General features: G+C 71.0%; 12 protein-coding genes. 1 reads left to right on the forward strand and 11 read right to left on the reverse strand.

Annotated features, from left to right (window positions below):
* Positions 1-21: 21 nt before the first annotated feature.
* Positions 22-1,233 (forward strand): MFS transporter, encoded by a 1,212-nt coding sequence (locus tag ACPPVW_RS16860; RefSeq protein ID WP_426624218.1) that lies wholly within the window; start codon positions 22-24, stop codon positions 1,231-1,233.
* A gap of 13 nt (positions 1,234-1,246) precedes the next feature.
* Here the strand turns inward: ACPPVW_RS16860 and rpe are convergent, their stop codons facing one another.
* The 11 genes from rpe to carA all read right to left on the reverse strand — a co-directional run bounded on the left by rpe (position 1,247) and on the right by carA (position 15,775).
* Positions 1,247-1,906 carry a ribulose-phosphate 3-epimerase gene (gene rpe / locus ACPPVW_RS16865; RefSeq protein ID WP_426624219.1) on the reverse strand — a complete coding sequence of 220 codons (660 nt, stop codon included), beginning with the start codon at positions 1,904-1,906 and terminating at the stop codon, positions 1,247-1,249.
* Between the two features lie 55 nt (positions 1,907-1,961).
* Positions 1,962-3,338, reverse strand: a complete 1,377-nt coding sequence (locus tag ACPPVW_RS16870; RefSeq protein WP_426624220.1) for an RsmB/NOP family class I SAM-dependent RNA methyltransferase — start codon at positions 3,336-3,338, stop codon at positions 1,962-1,964.
* Entirely contained in the window at positions 3,335-4,243 is a 909-nt protein-coding gene (gene fmt, locus ACPPVW_RS16875; protein ID WP_426624221.1) for a methionyl-tRNA formyltransferase, read from the reverse strand. Before fmt ends, ACPPVW_RS16870 begins: the two co-directional genes overlap by 4 nt.
* Positions 4,244-4,384: 141 nt before the next feature.
* On the reverse strand, positions 4,385-6,454 hold the full coding sequence (locus tag ACPPVW_RS16880; protein ID WP_426624222.1) for a primosomal protein N': 2,070 nt from the start codon (positions 6,452-6,454) through the stop codon (positions 4,385-4,387).
* Positions 6,420-7,613: a methionine adenosyltransferase gene (gene metK, locus ACPPVW_RS16885; protein ID WP_426624223.1), complete on the reverse strand. Its 1,194-nt coding sequence runs from the start codon at positions 7,611-7,613 to the stop codon at positions 6,420-6,422. The genes ACPPVW_RS16880 and metK overlap by 35 nt, the downstream gene beginning before the upstream one ends.
* A gap of 58 nt (positions 7,614-7,671) precedes the next feature.
* Complete coding sequence (locus tag ACPPVW_RS16890) at positions 7,672-8,955, reverse strand: bifunctional phosphopantothenoylcysteine decarboxylase/phosphopantothenate synthase (RefSeq protein WP_426626332.1); 1,284 nt, start codon at positions 8,953-8,955, stop codon at positions 7,672-7,674.
* Between the two features lie 144 nt (positions 8,956-9,099).
* On the reverse strand, positions 9,100-9,360 hold the full coding sequence (rpoZ, locus tag ACPPVW_RS16895; RefSeq protein ID WP_426624224.1) for a DNA-directed RNA polymerase subunit omega: 261 nt from the start codon (positions 9,358-9,360) through the stop codon (positions 9,100-9,102).
* A 104-nt stretch (positions 9,361-9,464) separates the two neighbouring features.
* A complete protein-coding gene (gene gmk / locus ACPPVW_RS16900) occupies positions 9,465-10,397 on the reverse strand; it encodes a guanylate kinase (protein ID WP_426624225.1) in 933 nt (310 codons plus the stop codon).
* The gene (pyrF, locus tag ACPPVW_RS16905) at positions 10,390-11,265 is read right to left on the reverse strand and encodes an orotidine-5'-phosphate decarboxylase (protein WP_426624226.1); all 876 of its coding nucleotides are present in this window, start codon (positions 11,263-11,265) and stop codon (positions 10,390-10,392) included. The genes gmk and pyrF overlap by 8 nt, the downstream gene beginning before the upstream one ends.
* A 14-nt stretch (positions 11,266-11,279) precedes the next feature.
* Positions 11,280-14,561, reverse strand: a complete 3,282-nt coding sequence (gene carB, locus ACPPVW_RS16910; protein ID WP_426624227.1) for a carbamoyl-phosphate synthase large subunit — start codon at positions 14,559-14,561, stop codon at positions 11,280-11,282.
* Positions 14,561-15,775, reverse strand: a complete 1,215-nt coding sequence (gene carA, locus ACPPVW_RS16915) for a glutamine-hydrolyzing carbamoyl-phosphate synthase small subunit (protein ID WP_426624228.1) — start codon at positions 15,773-15,775, stop codon at positions 14,561-14,563. Before carA ends, carB begins: the two co-directional genes overlap by 1 nt.

The raw sequence follows: 15,775 nt of genomic DNA on the forward strand, positions 1-15,775 counted from the left end.
CATTCGACAAGGAGGTCCGCGATGGAACCGACGACCCGTCCCCGATTCTGGCCGCTGGTGCTCTGCTGGATGATCGTGGCTCTCGACGGCTTCGACCTGGTGGTGCTCGGCACGGTCATCCCCACGTTGCTGAGCACGCACGAGCTCGGATTCGACGCGCCGGCCGCGACCGCTGTCGCGACCGCAGGACTCGTCGGCGTCGGGATCGGAGCGCTCACCGTGGGGCCGCTGGCAGATCGCTACGGACGGCGGCTCTGTCTGATCCTCTGCGTGACGGTGTTCTCGTTGCTCACGCTCGCCATCGTGATCGCGCCGAACATCTTCGTGTTCGGCCTCCTGCGCGTGCTCGCCGGGGTGGCGCTCGGAGCGTGCCTCCCCGTCACCCTCGCGTACGTCACCGATCTGATGCCGCGCGAGCGCGCGGGCAAGGCGACGACGCTGACGATGACCGGGTATCACGCCGGCGCCGTCCTCACGGCGCTCCTCGCGCTCGCGGTCATCCCCGACTGGCGTGTGCTGTTCGCGATCGGCGGCATCGCGGGGCTGGTCACCGTCCCACTCATCCGGCTCGCACTGCCGGAGGAGCGCCGCGGGCAGCAGACCGACTCGCGCCCGACCGTACGGCGGCTGGTCGAGCGGCCCTACCTGACGATCAGCATCGGCGTCTGGGTGGCCTCCTTCATGGGACTCCTGCTGGTCTACGGCCTCAATACCTGGCTGCCCCAGCTGATGCGCGACGCCGGCTACGGCTCCACCGACTCGCTCGGTCTGCTCCTCGTCCTGAACGCAGGCGCCGTCACCGGACTGATCGTGGCGGGCATCGTCGCAGACCGCTCGGGCACCAAGCGGGTCGCGATGGCGTGGTTCGCGCTGTCGGGGTTGCTGCTCGCGTTCCTCAGCATCCGCTTGGAGGACGTCACGATGCTGTACGTCGCGGTCTTCGTGACGGGCGTCTTCGTGTTCTCGGCGCAGGTGCTCGTCTACGCCTTGATCACCCAGCTCTATCCGCCCGAGATCCGGAGCACCGCGCTCGGCTTCGCCGCCGGCATCGGGCGACTCGGCGCCATCGTCGGCCCGGCGATCACCGGGACGCTCGTCTCGTATGGCTTCGCCTACCCGGGCGGGTTCTACGTGTTCGCCGCCACGGCCCTCCTCGCGGTGGGCGCGCTTGCCATCATCCCCGCGCGAGCGAAAGTGAAGGCCGAAGCCGTTCCGGTGCAGAGCTCGCTGTAGCGCCCAAGTACTACTAGTGGCTGTGGGCCGCGACAGCGGCCCGCAGCCCGGCGATCCGCTCGGCGGGCTCTCCGCGGAACACGCTGGAGCCCGCGACGAACGTGTCGGCGCCGTTCTCTGCGGCTGTGACGATCGTCTCCTCGGTGATCCCGCCGTCGACCTGCAGCCACACGTCGAGGCCCCGCGCTTCGACGGCCTCCCGAAGCAATCGCAGCTTGGGCATCATCTCACCCATGAACGTCTGACCCCCGAAACCCGGTTCCACGGTCATCACGAGCACCTGGTCGAACTCGGCAAGGAGGTCGAGGTAGCCGTCGACGGGCGTGCCCGGCTTGAGGGCGATCCCCGCCCGTGCGCCGATGGCGCGCAGCCGGCGGGCGAGCGCCACGGGCTTGTCCGCGGCCTCCGCGTGGAACGTCACCGAGTAGGCGCCCAGCTCGGCGTATCCCGGGGCCCAGCGGTCGGGGTCGTCGATCATCAGGTGCACGTCGAGCGGGATCGGACTGACGTCCTGGATACGACCTACCATCTGCGGGCCGAAGGTGAGGTTGGGAACGAAGTGGTTGTCCATGATGTCCACGTGGACGAGGTCCGCGCTGGAGAGATCGGCGAGATCGCGCTCCAGGTTCACGAAGTCGGCCGCCAGGATGCTCGGATTGATGCGCGTCACCATGCCCACCAGCCTATGGGGCGCACAGCGCTCCCGACGGCCGGACCGGCCGCTCCGGCTACCGCGCAAGCTTCTGGAGCACCGCGATGAACATGGCGTCGGTGAGATGACGGTGCGGCCAGAGCTGCACCAGCTCCGGTTCGCCCGCCAGATCGAGCCGCTCGTTGGCGACGGACTGCACGATCTCGGCGCTGTCGCTGGTGCGGAGCACACCGCGATGACGGTCGAGAGCGTCCGCGACCACCGAGCGCGTCTCCGCCACGTGCGGCGAGCACGTCACGTACACGAGGAGGCCGCCCGGCTTCAGCGCCTCCACAGCGGAGTCGATCAGGCGTGCCTGCAGCCCGGTCAGCTCGGCGACGTCGCTCGGCAGCTTGCGCCAGCGCGCCTCCGGACGGCGGCGCAGCGCGCCGAGCCCGGTGCAGGGCGCGTCCAGCAGGACACGGTCGAAGGCCTCCGGCTCGCTGCGCCCGATCTCCACTCCGTCGTGCTCCCACACCGGCACATCGAGAGGCACGGCCGCAAGCGCCCGACGCACCAGCTCTGCCCGAGCGGGCACCACTTCGTTGGCGACGAGGGTCGCCCCGCCCGCGAACGCCTCCGCGGCGAGCAGCGCGGCCTTGCCACCCGGGCCCGCGCAGAGGTCGAGCCACCGCTCGCCCGGCTCGATCGGCCGGGCGCGGGTGAGGGCGAGCGCTGCGAGCTGCGATCCCTCGTCCTGCACCCGCAGCCGGCCTTCGGCCTCACTCACCAGGCCCTGCGGGTCGCCGCCGCCCGCGGTGAAGCCGAGGGGCGAGAACCGGTTGGGCCGTGCGCCGCTGGGCGGCTCGCCCAGGCCGGGCAATGCCGCCAGGTTGACGCGCGGCGCCACGTTGTCGGCCTCCAAGAGTGCTTCCAGCTCCGCCCCGCGCCCCTCGGCCTCCAGGGAGCGACGGAAGGCCCGGACGATCCAAGCGGGGTGGGAGGTGATGGCAGCAAGCCGCTCGTCTTCGTTCTTCGCGTCGGCCAGCACCCGGTCGTACCACTCCTCGGGCGCCGACCGGCCGATCTCGCGCAGCACGCCGTTGACGAAGCCCGTTCCCGAGCGGCTGCCGACCAGGCGCGCGAGCCCGACCGACTCGTTGACGGCCGCGTGCGACGGCACGCGCGTCGACAGCAGCTGGTGTGCTCCGAGCCGCAGCACGTCGAGCAGCGGAGGGTCGATCCGGTCGACGGAGCGTCCAGCCGCCCGGGCGATGACCCGGTCGTAATAGCCTTGCATCCGAAGCGTGCCGTACGTCAGTTCCGTCGCGAGCGCGGCGTCGGCCGGTGACAGCCCTGCCCGCGCGATACGGCCGGGCAGCAGGAGGTTGGCATAGGCATCGGACTCCCGTACGGCCGAGAGCACGTCGTACGCGACCCGGCGTGACGGCTGGACCCTGGTGCGGTCGTTCACGAGAGCACCGCCGATCCCCCGGCGCCGCGCCACCAGTCGGCGGCCGCCATGGCGCGTTTGCCCGCCGGCTGAACGGTGAGGAGCTCGAGCGGCGTGGTGCCCGTGCCGACCTCGATGCGGCCGTCGACGTCGGCGACGACGCCGGGCGGCAAGGAGAGGCCGCCGGTCGGGCGGGCCGCATGGACTTTGAACCGCTCGCCGTCGAGGAGCACCCACGCGCCCGGTTCCGGTGTGACGCCGCGCAGCCGCGCATAGACCTCGTCGACCGGGAGGGTCAGATCGAGGCGGGCATCGTCGATCGTGAGCTTGGGGGCGAGCACCGGGTCGCCACTCTGCGGCACCGCGACAGCGGTCCCGTCCGCGAGCGCCGAGACGGTGTCGGCGAGCAGCGCCGCCCCGTCCTCCGCCAGGGAGTCAAGCAGCTCTCCGGCCGTCGCGTCGGCCGGGATCGGTCGCCGCAGCTGCGCGAAGACGTCGCCGGCGTCGAGCGCGCCGACCAGCTGGAACACGGCCACTCCGGTCTCGGTGTCGCCGGCCATCACGGCGCGCTGCACCGGCGCCGCACCCCGCCAGCGCGGGAGCAGCGAGAAGTGCAGGTTGACCCAGCCGAGCCGGGGTGTCGAGAGCAGCGGCTCGCGGACCAGACCGCCGTAGGCGACGATGACGCCGAGGTCCGCGTGCAGGTCTGCGACCTGCTCGGTGACATCCTCCCCCAGCCGGTTCGCTTTGATGACGGGGAGGTCGAGCTCGGCAGCGGCCTCCGCCACCGGCGACGGGGTCAGCACCCGTCTCCGGCCGAGCGGGGCGTCCTCGCGCGTGATGACGGCGGCGAGCTCGAAGCGCTCGGCGAGGGTGGTCAGGGAGGGGAGGGCGACGGCGGGTGTGCCGGCGAAGACGAGTCGCATTGCAAGGTTCTTTCGGTCTGGTCAGCGACCGAGTCTACCCGAGCGCGCACTCGTGCCACCCGTCGAGGGGCACGTACACGCCCCTATCCGACGGTTTTAGGGGCGTGTACGTGCCCCTCGGCGGGTGAGCGGGAGGGTAGCTCAGAGGATCTCGGGGTCGTCGAAGCGGACGCGGAGCGTCGGCGCTGGGCGGTAGCCGGGACGGCCTCCGGGAGCTCTGCGGCGCTGCGTCGCGTTGCGCACCACCGCGGCACGCACGGCGGCGGCGACCTCCGTCCCGCGCGCGTACTCGAACCGGAGGATGGCGCGCACTGACGTCTCGTCCGCCTCCGCCGGCCCGAGCACGTCGATCAGGAGGCCGGGATCGACGGCCTCCAGCACCCCGCGCACCGCGGACTCGGCCCCCGTGACCGAGGCGAGCCGCACGGCGGGCGGAAAGCGCAGCTTACGCCGGTCGGCCAGCTCCTCCCGCGCGAAATCGACCAGTCGACCGGTCGCGAAATCCCGCGCGAGGTCGCCGGAGACGCCGACCAGCAGGGTCGGTGCGCCGGGCGCGGCCAGCACCGACGCGCTCGTCCACCAGCGCAGGCAGTCCTCAGCGACGTGGAGGGTCTCGCGCGCGAGCATGCGCTCGCCATCGAGCAGGAGCACGGCCCGGTACCCGCCGTCGGCGATCGGCTCAGCGCCACGGGTGGCGACGACGAGCGCGGGAGCCGACCCGATGCGCAGCACCGGATGATCGCCGTCGGCGAGGATGACTCGCGTGCCGGGGAACGCCCGTCCCAGCTCCTCCGCCGTGCGGCCCGAGCCGGGCGTGACCATCTTCAGCTTCGTGTGCTCGCAGCGCGTGCAGCTCCACTCGGTCGCCAACGCGCCGCACCAGCCGCACGAGGGAGCGGCGCCCGCGCGGCGCTGCCCGAGCGGTCCCGTGCATTTCGCGCAGCGGGCGGCCTGTCCGCAGTGGGCGCACGAGAGCACGGGCAGGTAGCCCGGTCGGGCGACCTGCACCAGCACGGGTCCCCGCGGTCTGCCACTCTCGCCGCTGAGCGCCTCGCTCGCCGCCCGCCACGCGGACGACGGGATGCGCGCCGCGCGCGCCGCCGGCTCGGAGGCGCTCTGGTTGGCGGTCAGCACCACCTTCGGCGAGGAGGCGCGCTCCGGCCCGACGTCGCGCAGCCAGCCGAGCTCGACCAGGCGCTGCGCCTCCACGCTGCGCACCAGGCCGCTCAGGACGAGCGCGCAGCCCTCCAGCTCTTGACGCACCAGAGCGGCGTCCCGTGCGTGCACGTACGGGCTCAGCGGCTCCGCCAGCAGCGGATCGCTGTCCTCCCAGACCGCCAGGAGGCCGAGCCTGCCTGCGGGCGCGTAGACCACGGAACGGTTCCCGATGACGATCCGCGGGCCGGAGAGCGCAGCGAGGAAGCCCTTGTAGCGGTCGGGGTTCGACTGGGAGGCGTCGGCACGCACCACCGCATCCTCCGGGGCGATCGCTCCCAGCGCCGCCGCCACCTGCTCGAGGTCGCGATGGTCGGGGACGGCGAGGATCGCCGTGGCGCCGGTTCGCCAGGTCGCGGTGGCGAGTGCCGCAAGCGTGACGGCCCACTCGCCGACCCACGTGTCGTCCGGGAGGCGGCTCAGGCGCGGGATCGGTCGCAGCGCGAGTCGCTCCCCCGCCGCGACAGCCGACTCCAGCGCACCGGAGGCATAGCCGCGCACCGGGAACGGCGCGGGCGCAGCGTCAGATCCGGCCGCCTCGACCGCCTCGACCCGCGCAGGAGCGTCGGCGCCGGCTGCCGCTTCTCGCGCAGCCAGCCACGCCTTCTCGACGCGCACCATGCGCGGCGGCACCGCGAGTCGCAGGATGTCGCTGGCCGTGCCCGCGCTCCGGTCGGCGAGACGGCGGGCGAGCCGCCAGACCGAATCCGACAAGACGGGCACCGGAGAGACGACCGCCTCGATCGGACTCAAGGCACCTGAGAACGCCGCGTCCGGTTCCGCGAGCTCGACGACGTACCCGTTGGCGACCCGGCCGGCCGAGCGCAGCGGGACGCGCACGCGCACTCCGGGCACGACCTGCCCGGAGAGCTCCTCGGGCACGCTGTAGTCGAACAGGTGATCGAGCTGCGGCAGCGGCGAGTCGAGGACGACACGGGCGACCGTCGCGGCCGCCTCCACGCTAGAGCCCTGCGGCGGAGCGCAGGTCGTCGACACGGTCCAGCCGCTCCCAGGTGAAGTCGGGGAGTTCGCGGCCGAAATGGCCGTAGGTCGCCGTGCGCGCGTAGATCGGCCGGAGCAGGTCGAGGTCGCGCACGATCGCCGCCGGACGCAGGTCGAACACCTCGCGGATGGCGTGGATGATGCGCTCGTCGGAAACGGTGCCCGTCCCGAACGTCTCCACGTACAGACCGACGGGCGCCGCCTTGCCGATCGCGTACGCCACCTGCACCTCGAGCCGGTCGGCGAGGCCCGCCGCGACGGCGTTCTTCGCGACCCAGCGCATGGCGTAGGCCGCCGAGCGGTCGACCTTCGACGGGTCCTTGCCCGAGAAAGCACCTCCGCCGTGACGGCTCGCGCCGCCGTAGGTGTCGACGATGATCTTGCGGCCGGTGAGGCCCGCGTCGCCCTTGGGGCCGCCGATCTCGAATCGGCCGGTGGGGTTGATGAGCGTGCGGATGTGCGCGGTCTCGAGCCCCGCGGCGTGCATGACCGGCGCGATGACCTCCTCGACGACCTCGGCCTGCAGCTGCTCGCTGGAGATGTGCGGCGCGTGCTGCGTGGAGAGCACGACGGTCTCGACCGAGCGCGGCGTGTAGCCCTCGTAGCCGATCGTCACCTGCGTCTTGCCATCGGGCCGGAGATAGTCGAGAGTGCCGTCTTTGCGCACGGCGGCGAGCCGCTCGGCCAGCCGATGCGCCAGCCAGACCGGAAGCGGCATGTACTGCGGCGTCTCGGTGGTGGCGAAGCCGAACATGATGCCCTGGTCGCCCGCTCCCTGCCGGTCGAGATCGTCGACGCTCTGCTCGGCGCGCGACTCGAGCGCGTTGTCCACGCCCTGCGCGATGTCGGGCGACTGGGCGCCGATCGAGAGGGAGACCCCGCACTGCGTGCCGTCGAAGCTCACGTCGGACGAGTCGTAGCCGATCTCGACGATCTTCTCGCGCACCAGGGCCGGGATCTCGACGTAGCCGTTGGTCGTCACCTCGCCCGCGACGTGCACCAGGCCGGTCGTGACCAGCGTCTCGACCGCGACGCGGCTGTGCGGATCGACCGCGATCAGCGCGTCGAGGATGCTGTCGGAGATCTGGTCGCAGATCTTGTCCGGGTGACCTTCGGTGACCGACTCGGACGTGAAGAGGCGCAGATCTGCCATTGTTCTCCTTGATCGCGGCGCGGAGGGTGTGCCCGGGATGCCGTGGCCCGGTCGTCGACTAGACGACGACGTCGAGAATACGGTCGGCCACCGACAGCTTGCTCCCCGAGGCCTCCATCACTATATCGCCGCCCTTGCGGAGCACCACGACCTCGTTGCTCTCCGTTGCGAAGCCCTTGTCCCAGCCCACCTGGTTGAGCACCAGGAAGTCGCTGCCCTTCGCGGCGAGCTTGCTGCGGCCGAGCTCGATCAGCGTGGACGGGTCGAGTTCGGTCTCGGCCGCGAACCCCACGACCACCTGGCCGTCTCGGCGGGTCGCCGAGAGACCCGCGAGGATGTCGGGGTTGGCGACCAGCTCGATGCTCAGCGTGTCTCCGGCCTCGGACTTCTTGATCTTGGTGTCGCGCGCGACGGACGGGCGGTAGTCGGCCACCGCGGCCGTCATCACGACGATGTCGGCCGATCGGGCCGCCTCGGTCACGGCCGCCTGGAGTTCGAGCGCGGTCTGCACCTCGACGAGCTCCACGCCCACGGGAGGGTCGACCTCCAGGTGCGCGGCGATCAGCACCACGTCGGCGCCGCGCGCCTGCGCTGCAGCGGCCACCGCGACGCCCTGGCGCCCGCTCGACCGGTTGCCGAAGAAGCGGACGGGGTCCAGCGGCTCCCGGGTGCCGCCCGCCGTCACGACGATGCGCTTGCCCGCAAGGTCCACGCCGCCTCGGGGCAAGCGGGAGGCCTCGTTCGCGCGCCGACGTTCCGAGAGCACGACGACGTCGGCCACGGGCTCCGGCACCGCCGAGACGGCGAGCCGCGGTGAAATGCCGGCAGCGCGGAGGGCGGCCCGGACGATCACGTCGGGCTCCTCCATGCGGCCGGGGCCGGAGTCGGCGCCGGTGAGCTGCCCGGAGGCGGGCCCGACCACGGTGACGCCCCGGTTGCGGAGGGTCGCGACGTTGGCGACGGTGGCCGGGTTGCGCCACATCTCGGTGTGCATCGCCGGAGCTACGACCAGCGGTGCCGTAGAGGCCAGGACGGTGTTGCCGAGAAGGTCGTCGGCAAGGCCCGCCGCCAGCTTGGCGAGCGTGTTGGCGGTCGCCGGCGCGATCACGATGAGATCGGCCGACTGGCCGATGGCCACGTGCCGCACCTCGGCGACCCCTTCGTAGAGGTCGGTCGCCACCGGGTTGCGGCTGATCGCCTCCAGCGTCGGACGGCCGACGAACCGCAGCGCGGCCTCCGTCGCGACGACGTGGACCGAGTGGCCTTCGAGGACCAGCGCACGGATCACGCCCACAGCCTTGTACGCGGCGATGCCGCCGGTCACTCCGACGACGATGGTCAATCGTGGGCTCACGGCGTCAGTCCTCTCGATCGGCAGAGTTCCTCCATCGGCCGGGTGTCCGGCTGCGATGGCACGGCTGCGCTGGGCGCTGGTTCTGAAGCGCTGGTTCGGCGGCTCTCAGTCTGCGGGACTCGGTCTGCCGAGTTACTCCGCGGCGATCGGCTTGACGACGAGCTTGTCCTCGTTGATCTCGTGCAGCGCGACCGAGAGGGGCTTGTCATCGACCGACGAGTCGACGAGCGGGCCGACGTTGTCGAACAGGCTGCCCTCGTGGAGGTCGGCGTAGTAGTCGTTGATCTGACGCGCGCGCTTGGACGCGAAGATGACGAGCGCGTACTTCGATTCGACACGAGCCAGGAGGTCGTCGATGGGCGGATCGATGATGCCGTTGTTGGTGGTTGCCATGCGGGAACCCTCTCTTTCGTGCTTCCGGCGCTCGGGCACGAGGCGCGGAGGACTGCGGGTGGCGCCGGACGCGGCGCGACACGTGTCTGTCTGAGACTGGCGGTCTACGGGCGCGACGGCGCCGCGCGGACATTCATCAAGTCTACGACCTCGCGAGCGGCCTCGGCGACCGTGTGGTTCACGACTCGGTAGTCGAACTCGTCCTGGGCGGCCAGCTCGACCTTCGCGGTCGCCAGCCGGCGCTGCTGCTCCCCGGCGTCCTCCGTGCCCCGCCCGATCAATCGGCGGACCAGCTCGTCCCACGTGGGAGGGAGCAGGAAGATCAGCCGGGCGTCCGGCATCGCCTCGCGCACCTGGCGTGCGCCGTGGAGGTCGATCTCGAGCAGCACGCTCCTGCCCTGCTCCAGCGCGTCCTCGATCGGGGCGCGCGGCGTGCCGTAACGGTAGGCGTTGTGCACGGTCGCGTGTTCCAGCAACTCACCCTCCGCGATCATGCGGTCGAACTCGGCGTCGTCGACGAAGTAGTAGTTGACGCCGTCGACCTCGCCGGGGCGAGGCGCCCGGGTGGTCGCCGACACCGAGAGGAGCACGTCGGGGTAGTTCTCGCGGATGTAGGTCGACACCGTGCCCTTGCCGACCGCGGTCGGCCCGGCGAGGACCACCAGCTGGTTGCGGCGACGGCCGGCCCGGTTCTCGCGATCGATGAGGAACTCGCGCAGCTTGAGTCGCTGGTGGCGGCCGAGGCCGCCGAGGCGCTTGGCCGGCGAGATCGCCAGCTTCTGCAGCGCCTCCTGCATCTTGGTCGTTCCGATCGCCGGGACGCTGAGCAGGAACTCGGTGACACGCAGCCGGCCCTCGACGCCGTCGGGGGCGGCGGTCGCGTGGTCCAGGACCACCAACGGCGACACCTCGCGCGCGGCGATGGCGTTCTTCACGGCCGCGCGGGCCCGGCGGGCGGCGACGGCGGATGCGGATGCGGCCGCGCGATCGACCTCGGGCGGCGCGGGCCGAGCCGGTGCGGGCCGGGACTCAGCCATGGCTGGCACGCACCTCCTCGGCACGGCGCGCGACGGCCGCGGCCAACCTGTCGGGGCCGACGCTCAGCAGGCCCCGGGACTCGCTCACGATGACGCCGGGCGCGTACGCGCCGAAGAGACGGTGGACATCCTCGACTCTCGCGCCCTGGTGCCCAAACCCGGGCGCGAGCACCGGAAAGGCCGGCTCGACGGCCACCGAGGTGTCGATCCCGTAGCTCCCGAGCGCGACCGTGGCGCCGAGCACCAGGCCGACCGTGCCGAAGGGATGCGAAGGCTGCGCCTGGTTGAACGCGTGCACGTCTTCGATGATCGCACGGGCCACGGTCATCCCGGCACGGGGTCCGGAGGCCACAACCGCCTGCTGCACGTCCGCGGCCTCCGGGTTGGAGGTCGCTGCGAGCACGAACAGACCCTTCCCGGCCTCCTCCGCGAGCCTCATCGGCTCGGCGATGGAGCCGACGCCCTGGAACGCGGCGACCGTCATGGCGTCGGCCTCCAGCGGAGAGCCGGGCGTGAGCCACGACTCGGCGTACGCGGCGACGCTCGTGCCGATGTCGCCGCGCTTCGCGTCGGCGATCACCAGCAGACCGGCCTCGCGCGCGGTGCGGATCACATCCTCCAGTGCCGCATAGCCCGCCGATCCGTAGCGCTCGAAGAACGCGACCTGCGGCTTGACGATCGCCGCCCGGCCCGCCGCGGCCTCCACCACGCGCAGGCCGAACTCCCGCACACCGGAGGCCGAAGCGTCCAACCCCCAGTCCGCCAGCAGGTGCGCGTGAGGGTCGATGCCGACGCATAGGCGGCCGCGCGCCGCGAAGGCGCCAGCCAGCCTGTCCCCGAACGCAGACCCGTCGCCAAATGATGGCATCCCCGGCTCCGTCGTCACGCGCGCGCGGCCCTCTGCAACGAGTACTCCTGCAGCGACGTCACCTCGAAGCCCTCGCGGACCGCGTGGAGCGATGCCACGGCTGCGCTCAGCTCGGCGATCGTGGTGAACAGCGGCTTGTCGCCCGCCACCGCGGCTGCGCGGATCTCGTAGCCGTCGGCGCGCGCCGAGCGGCCGCTCGGCGTGTTGATGACGACGTCCACCTCGTTGCGGGTGATGAGGCCGACGATCGACTCCTCCTCCGGCGCCTCGCTGAACTTGCGGACGATGCGCGCGGCGATCCCGTTGCGATTGAGCACCTCGGCTGTGCCCTCGGTCGCGAGGATGTCGTAGCCGAGCTGCTTGAGGCGGAGCACCGGGAGCACGATCGCGCGCTTGTCGCGGTCGGACACCGAGACGAACACCGTGCCGGTGAGCGGCATGCCGCCGTAGGCCGCCGTCTGGCTCTTCGCGAACGCCGTCGGGAAGTCGCGGTCGATGCCCATGACCTCGCCGGTCGAGCGCATCTCCGGGCCGAGCACGGAGTCGACGATCTTGCCATCGCGCGTGCGGAACCGCTTGAAGGGCAGCACGGCCTCCTTGACGGCGACAGGCGAGTCCATCGGGATGACCGAGCCGTCCGTCTCGGGCAGGAGGCCCTCGGCGATCAGGCCGGCGATCGTGTCGCCGACCATGACCCGGGAGGCCGCCTTGGCGAGCGGGATGCCCAGCGCCTTCGACACGAACGGGACCGTCCGCGATGCGCGCGGGTTGGCCTCCAGCACGTAGAGCACGCCGGCCCCGATCGCGAACTGCACGTTCAGCAGGCCGCGCACGCCGATGCCCTCGGCGATCTTCAGCGTCGCCTCGCGCACGCGGTCGATCTCGCGACGGCCGAGCGTGATCGGGGGCAGGGTGCAGCTGGAGTCGCCGGAGTGGATGCCGGCCTCCTCGATGTGCTCCATCACGCCGCCGATGTAGAGCCGCTCTCCGTCGTAGAGGGCGTCGACGTCGATCTCGATCGCGTCGTCGAGGAAGCGGTCGACCAGCAGCGGGTGCGCCGGCCCGACGATGCCCTGACCGGCCACGCGCTCGAAGTAGTCGGCAAGCGACGCGGTGTCGTAGACGATCTCCATGCCACGGCCACCGAGCACGAAGCTCGGGCGCACCAGCACCGGGTAGCCGATCTGTTCGGCAGCGTGCGCGGCACTCGGGAAGTCGACGGCCGTGCCGTTGCGCGGGGCGAGCAGCCCGGCGTTCTCGAGGATCTCGGCGAACTGGCCGCGCTCCTCTGCCAGGTCGATCGCCTCCGGGGTGGTCCCGAGGATCGGGACGCCAGCGGCCTCCAGCCCCTTCGCCAGGCCGAGCGCGGTCTGACCGCCCAGCTGCACGACGACCCCGACCAGCTCGCCGGACTGCGACTCCGCGTGGATGACCTCCAGCACGTCCTCGAGCGTGAGCGGCTCGAAGTACAGGCGGTCGGAGGTGTCGTAGTCGGTCGACACGGTCTCCGGGTTGCAGTTGATCATGATCGTCTCGAACCCGGCGTCGTGCAGGGCGAACGAGGCGTGCACACACGAGTAGTCGAACTCGACGCCCTGGCCGATGCGGTTCGGGCCGGAGCCGAGGATGACCACCTTGCAGGAGTCGCTCGGCGCGACCTCGGTCTCGGCGTCGTAGCTCGAGTAGTGGTACGGCGTGAGCGCCGGGAACTCGCCTGCGCAGGTGTCGACCGTCTTGTAGACAGGGCGGACGCCGAGGATGTGCCGCACCTCGCGCACGTCGGCCTCGCCGAAGCCGCGCAGCTCGCCGATCTGGGCGTCGGAGAACCCGTGGTCCTTCGCGAAGCGGAGCGTGTCGGTGTCGAGGGTCTCCGCGTCGCGGATCTGCACGGCGACCTCGTTGATCAGGACGATCTGGTCGATGAACCAGGGGTCGATCTTGGTGGCCTCGAAGACCTGCTCGGGCGAGGCGCCCAGTCGCAAAGCCTGCTGGACGTCGACGATCCGTCCGTCGGTGGGCGTCGCGATCGACTCCAGCAACTCCTCCACGGTGCGCGACTCGTGGCCCCAGTGGAACGACGAGCCCCGCTTCTCCAGGGAGCGCAGCGCCTTCTGCAGCGCACTCGTGAAGCTACGGCCGATGGCCATCGCCTCGCCGACGGACTTCATGGTCGTGGTGAGCGTCGGATCGGCTGCGGGAAACTTCTCGAACGCGAAGCGCGGAACCTTGACGACGACGTAGTCGAGCGTCGGCTCGAAGCTCGCCGGCGTGACCCGCGTGATGTCGTTGGGGATCTCGTCGAGGCGGTAGCCGATCGCGAGCTTGGCAGCGATCTTGGCGATCGGGAAGCCGGTCGCCTTGGAGGCCAGCGCCGACGAGCGGGAGACGCGCGGGTTCATCTCGATGACGATGATGCGGCCGTTCTCCGGGTTCACCGCGAACTGGATGTTGCAGCCGCCGGTGTCGACGCCGACGGCGCGGATGATGTCGATGCCGATGTCGCGCAGCTTCTGGTACTCGCGGTCGGTGAGCGTGAGCGCCGGCGCGACCGTGATCGAGTCGCCGGTGTGAACGCCGACCGGGTCGACGTTCTCGATGGAGCAGACGACCACCGTGTTGTCGGCGGTGTCGCGCATCAGCTCGAGCTCGTACTCCTTCCAGCCGAGGATGGACTCCTCGAGGAGGACCTCGCTGGTCGGGCTCTGGTGGATGCCGTCGCCGGCGATGCGGCGCAGATCCTCCGGTGTGTAGGCGAAGCCCGAGCCGAGGCCGCCCATCGTGAACGAGGGGCGCACGACCAGCGGGTAGCCGAGGTCTTCCGCGTACTCCAGCGCCTCCTCGACGGTGTGGGCGATGTGCGAGCGCGCCACCTCCGCACCGGCGGCGACCACGAGGTCCTTGAAGATCTGGCGGTCCTCGCCCTTCTGGATGGCCTCGAACTTCGCACCGATCAGCTCGACGCCGTACTTCTCGAGCACACCGTGCTCGTGCAGCTGCATGGCGGCATTGAGCGCGGTCTGGCCGCCGAGGGTCGGCAGGATGGCGTCCGGCTTCTCTTTGGCGATGATGGTCTCGATGACCTCCCAGGTGATCGGCTCGACGTAGGTGGCGTCGGCGAAGTCGGGGTCGGTCATGATCGTGGCCGGGTTGGAGTTGACCAGGATGACGCGCACCCCCTCCTGTCGCAGCACCCGGCACGCCTGGGTGCCCGAGTAGTCGAACTCGCAGGCCTGGCCGATGACGATCGGGCCGGACCCGATGACCAGGACGGAGTGGATGTCGTGGCGCTTGGGCATCAGTCGTTGCCTTCCTGGGTCTGGTCGTCGTTCGCGTTCTCGGCACCGGACTCGACAGCGCCGGCACCGGGACGCGCGCGAATGCCGTTCTGCTCGCGAATCATGTCGAGGAACCGGTCGAAGAGGTAATTGGCGTCGTGCGGGCCGGCCGCCGCCTCCGGGTGGTACTGCACGCTGAAAGCGTTGATGTCGAGGCAGTTGAGGCCCTCCACGACGTTGTCGTTGAGGCTGAAGTGGCTGACCTCCACCATGCCGAAGCCGGCAGGCGACTCGAACGTCGCGTCGATCGGCGCTTTGACGGCGAAGCCGTGGTTCTGCGCGGTGATCTCGACGCGCCCGGTGCGCTTGTCGAGCACCGGCTGGTTGATGCCGCGGTGGCCGAACGGGAGCTTGTAGGTGGTCAGCCCGAGAGCGCGGCCGAGCAGCTGGTTGCCGAAGCAGATGCCGAAGTAGGGCAGCCCGGCGCGCAGCGTCTCCTGCAGGAGGGCGACGTGCTTGTCCGAGGCCTGCGGGTCGCCCGGGCCGTTCGAAAAGAACAGTGCGGACGGATTCAGGCTCAGCACGTGCTCGGCGGAGACCTGCTGCGGGAGCACGTGCACGTCGAGCCCGCGGCCCGCGAGATTCTCGAGGGTCGACTTCTTGACGCCCAGATCGAGGACCGCGACGGAGCCGATGCGCTCGCCGACCGCCGAGACGGTGTAGGGCTCGACGGTGGAGACCTCGGCCGAGAGGTTGCGGCCGGACATCTTCGCGCCGGAGAGCACGAGCTCCAGCTGCTCGGAGTCGCTCAAGCCGAAGTCGTCGCCCGAGAAGATCCCGGCGCGCATCGCGCCGGCCGACCGGATGTGCCGGGTGACGGCGCGCGTGTCGATGCCGCTGATGCCCACCACGCCCTGCTCGACGAGATCGTCGTCGAGGCTGCGCTGCGCGCGGAAGTTGGAGACGACGCGGCTGGGCTCGCGGACGACGAAGCCGTCCACCCAGATCCGGCGGGACTCCATGTCCTCGTCGTTCGTGCCGGTGTTGCCGATGTGCGGTGCCGTCATCAGGACGATCTGGCCCGCGTACGACGGATCGGTCAGAGTCTCCTGGTAGCCGGTCATGCCGGTGGCGAAGACCGCCTCGCCGAGCGTGCGGCCACGGGCGCCGTAGGCCCGGCCCACATAGCGCTTCCCGTCTTCGAGGACGAGGACGGCAGGTTCTGCTGCGGCCAC

The sequence above is a fragment of the Leifsonia sp. McL0607 genome (genome assembly GCF_049993355.1).
Lineage (GTDB): Bacteria > Actinomycetota > Actinomycetes > Actinomycetales > Microbacteriaceae > Leifsonia.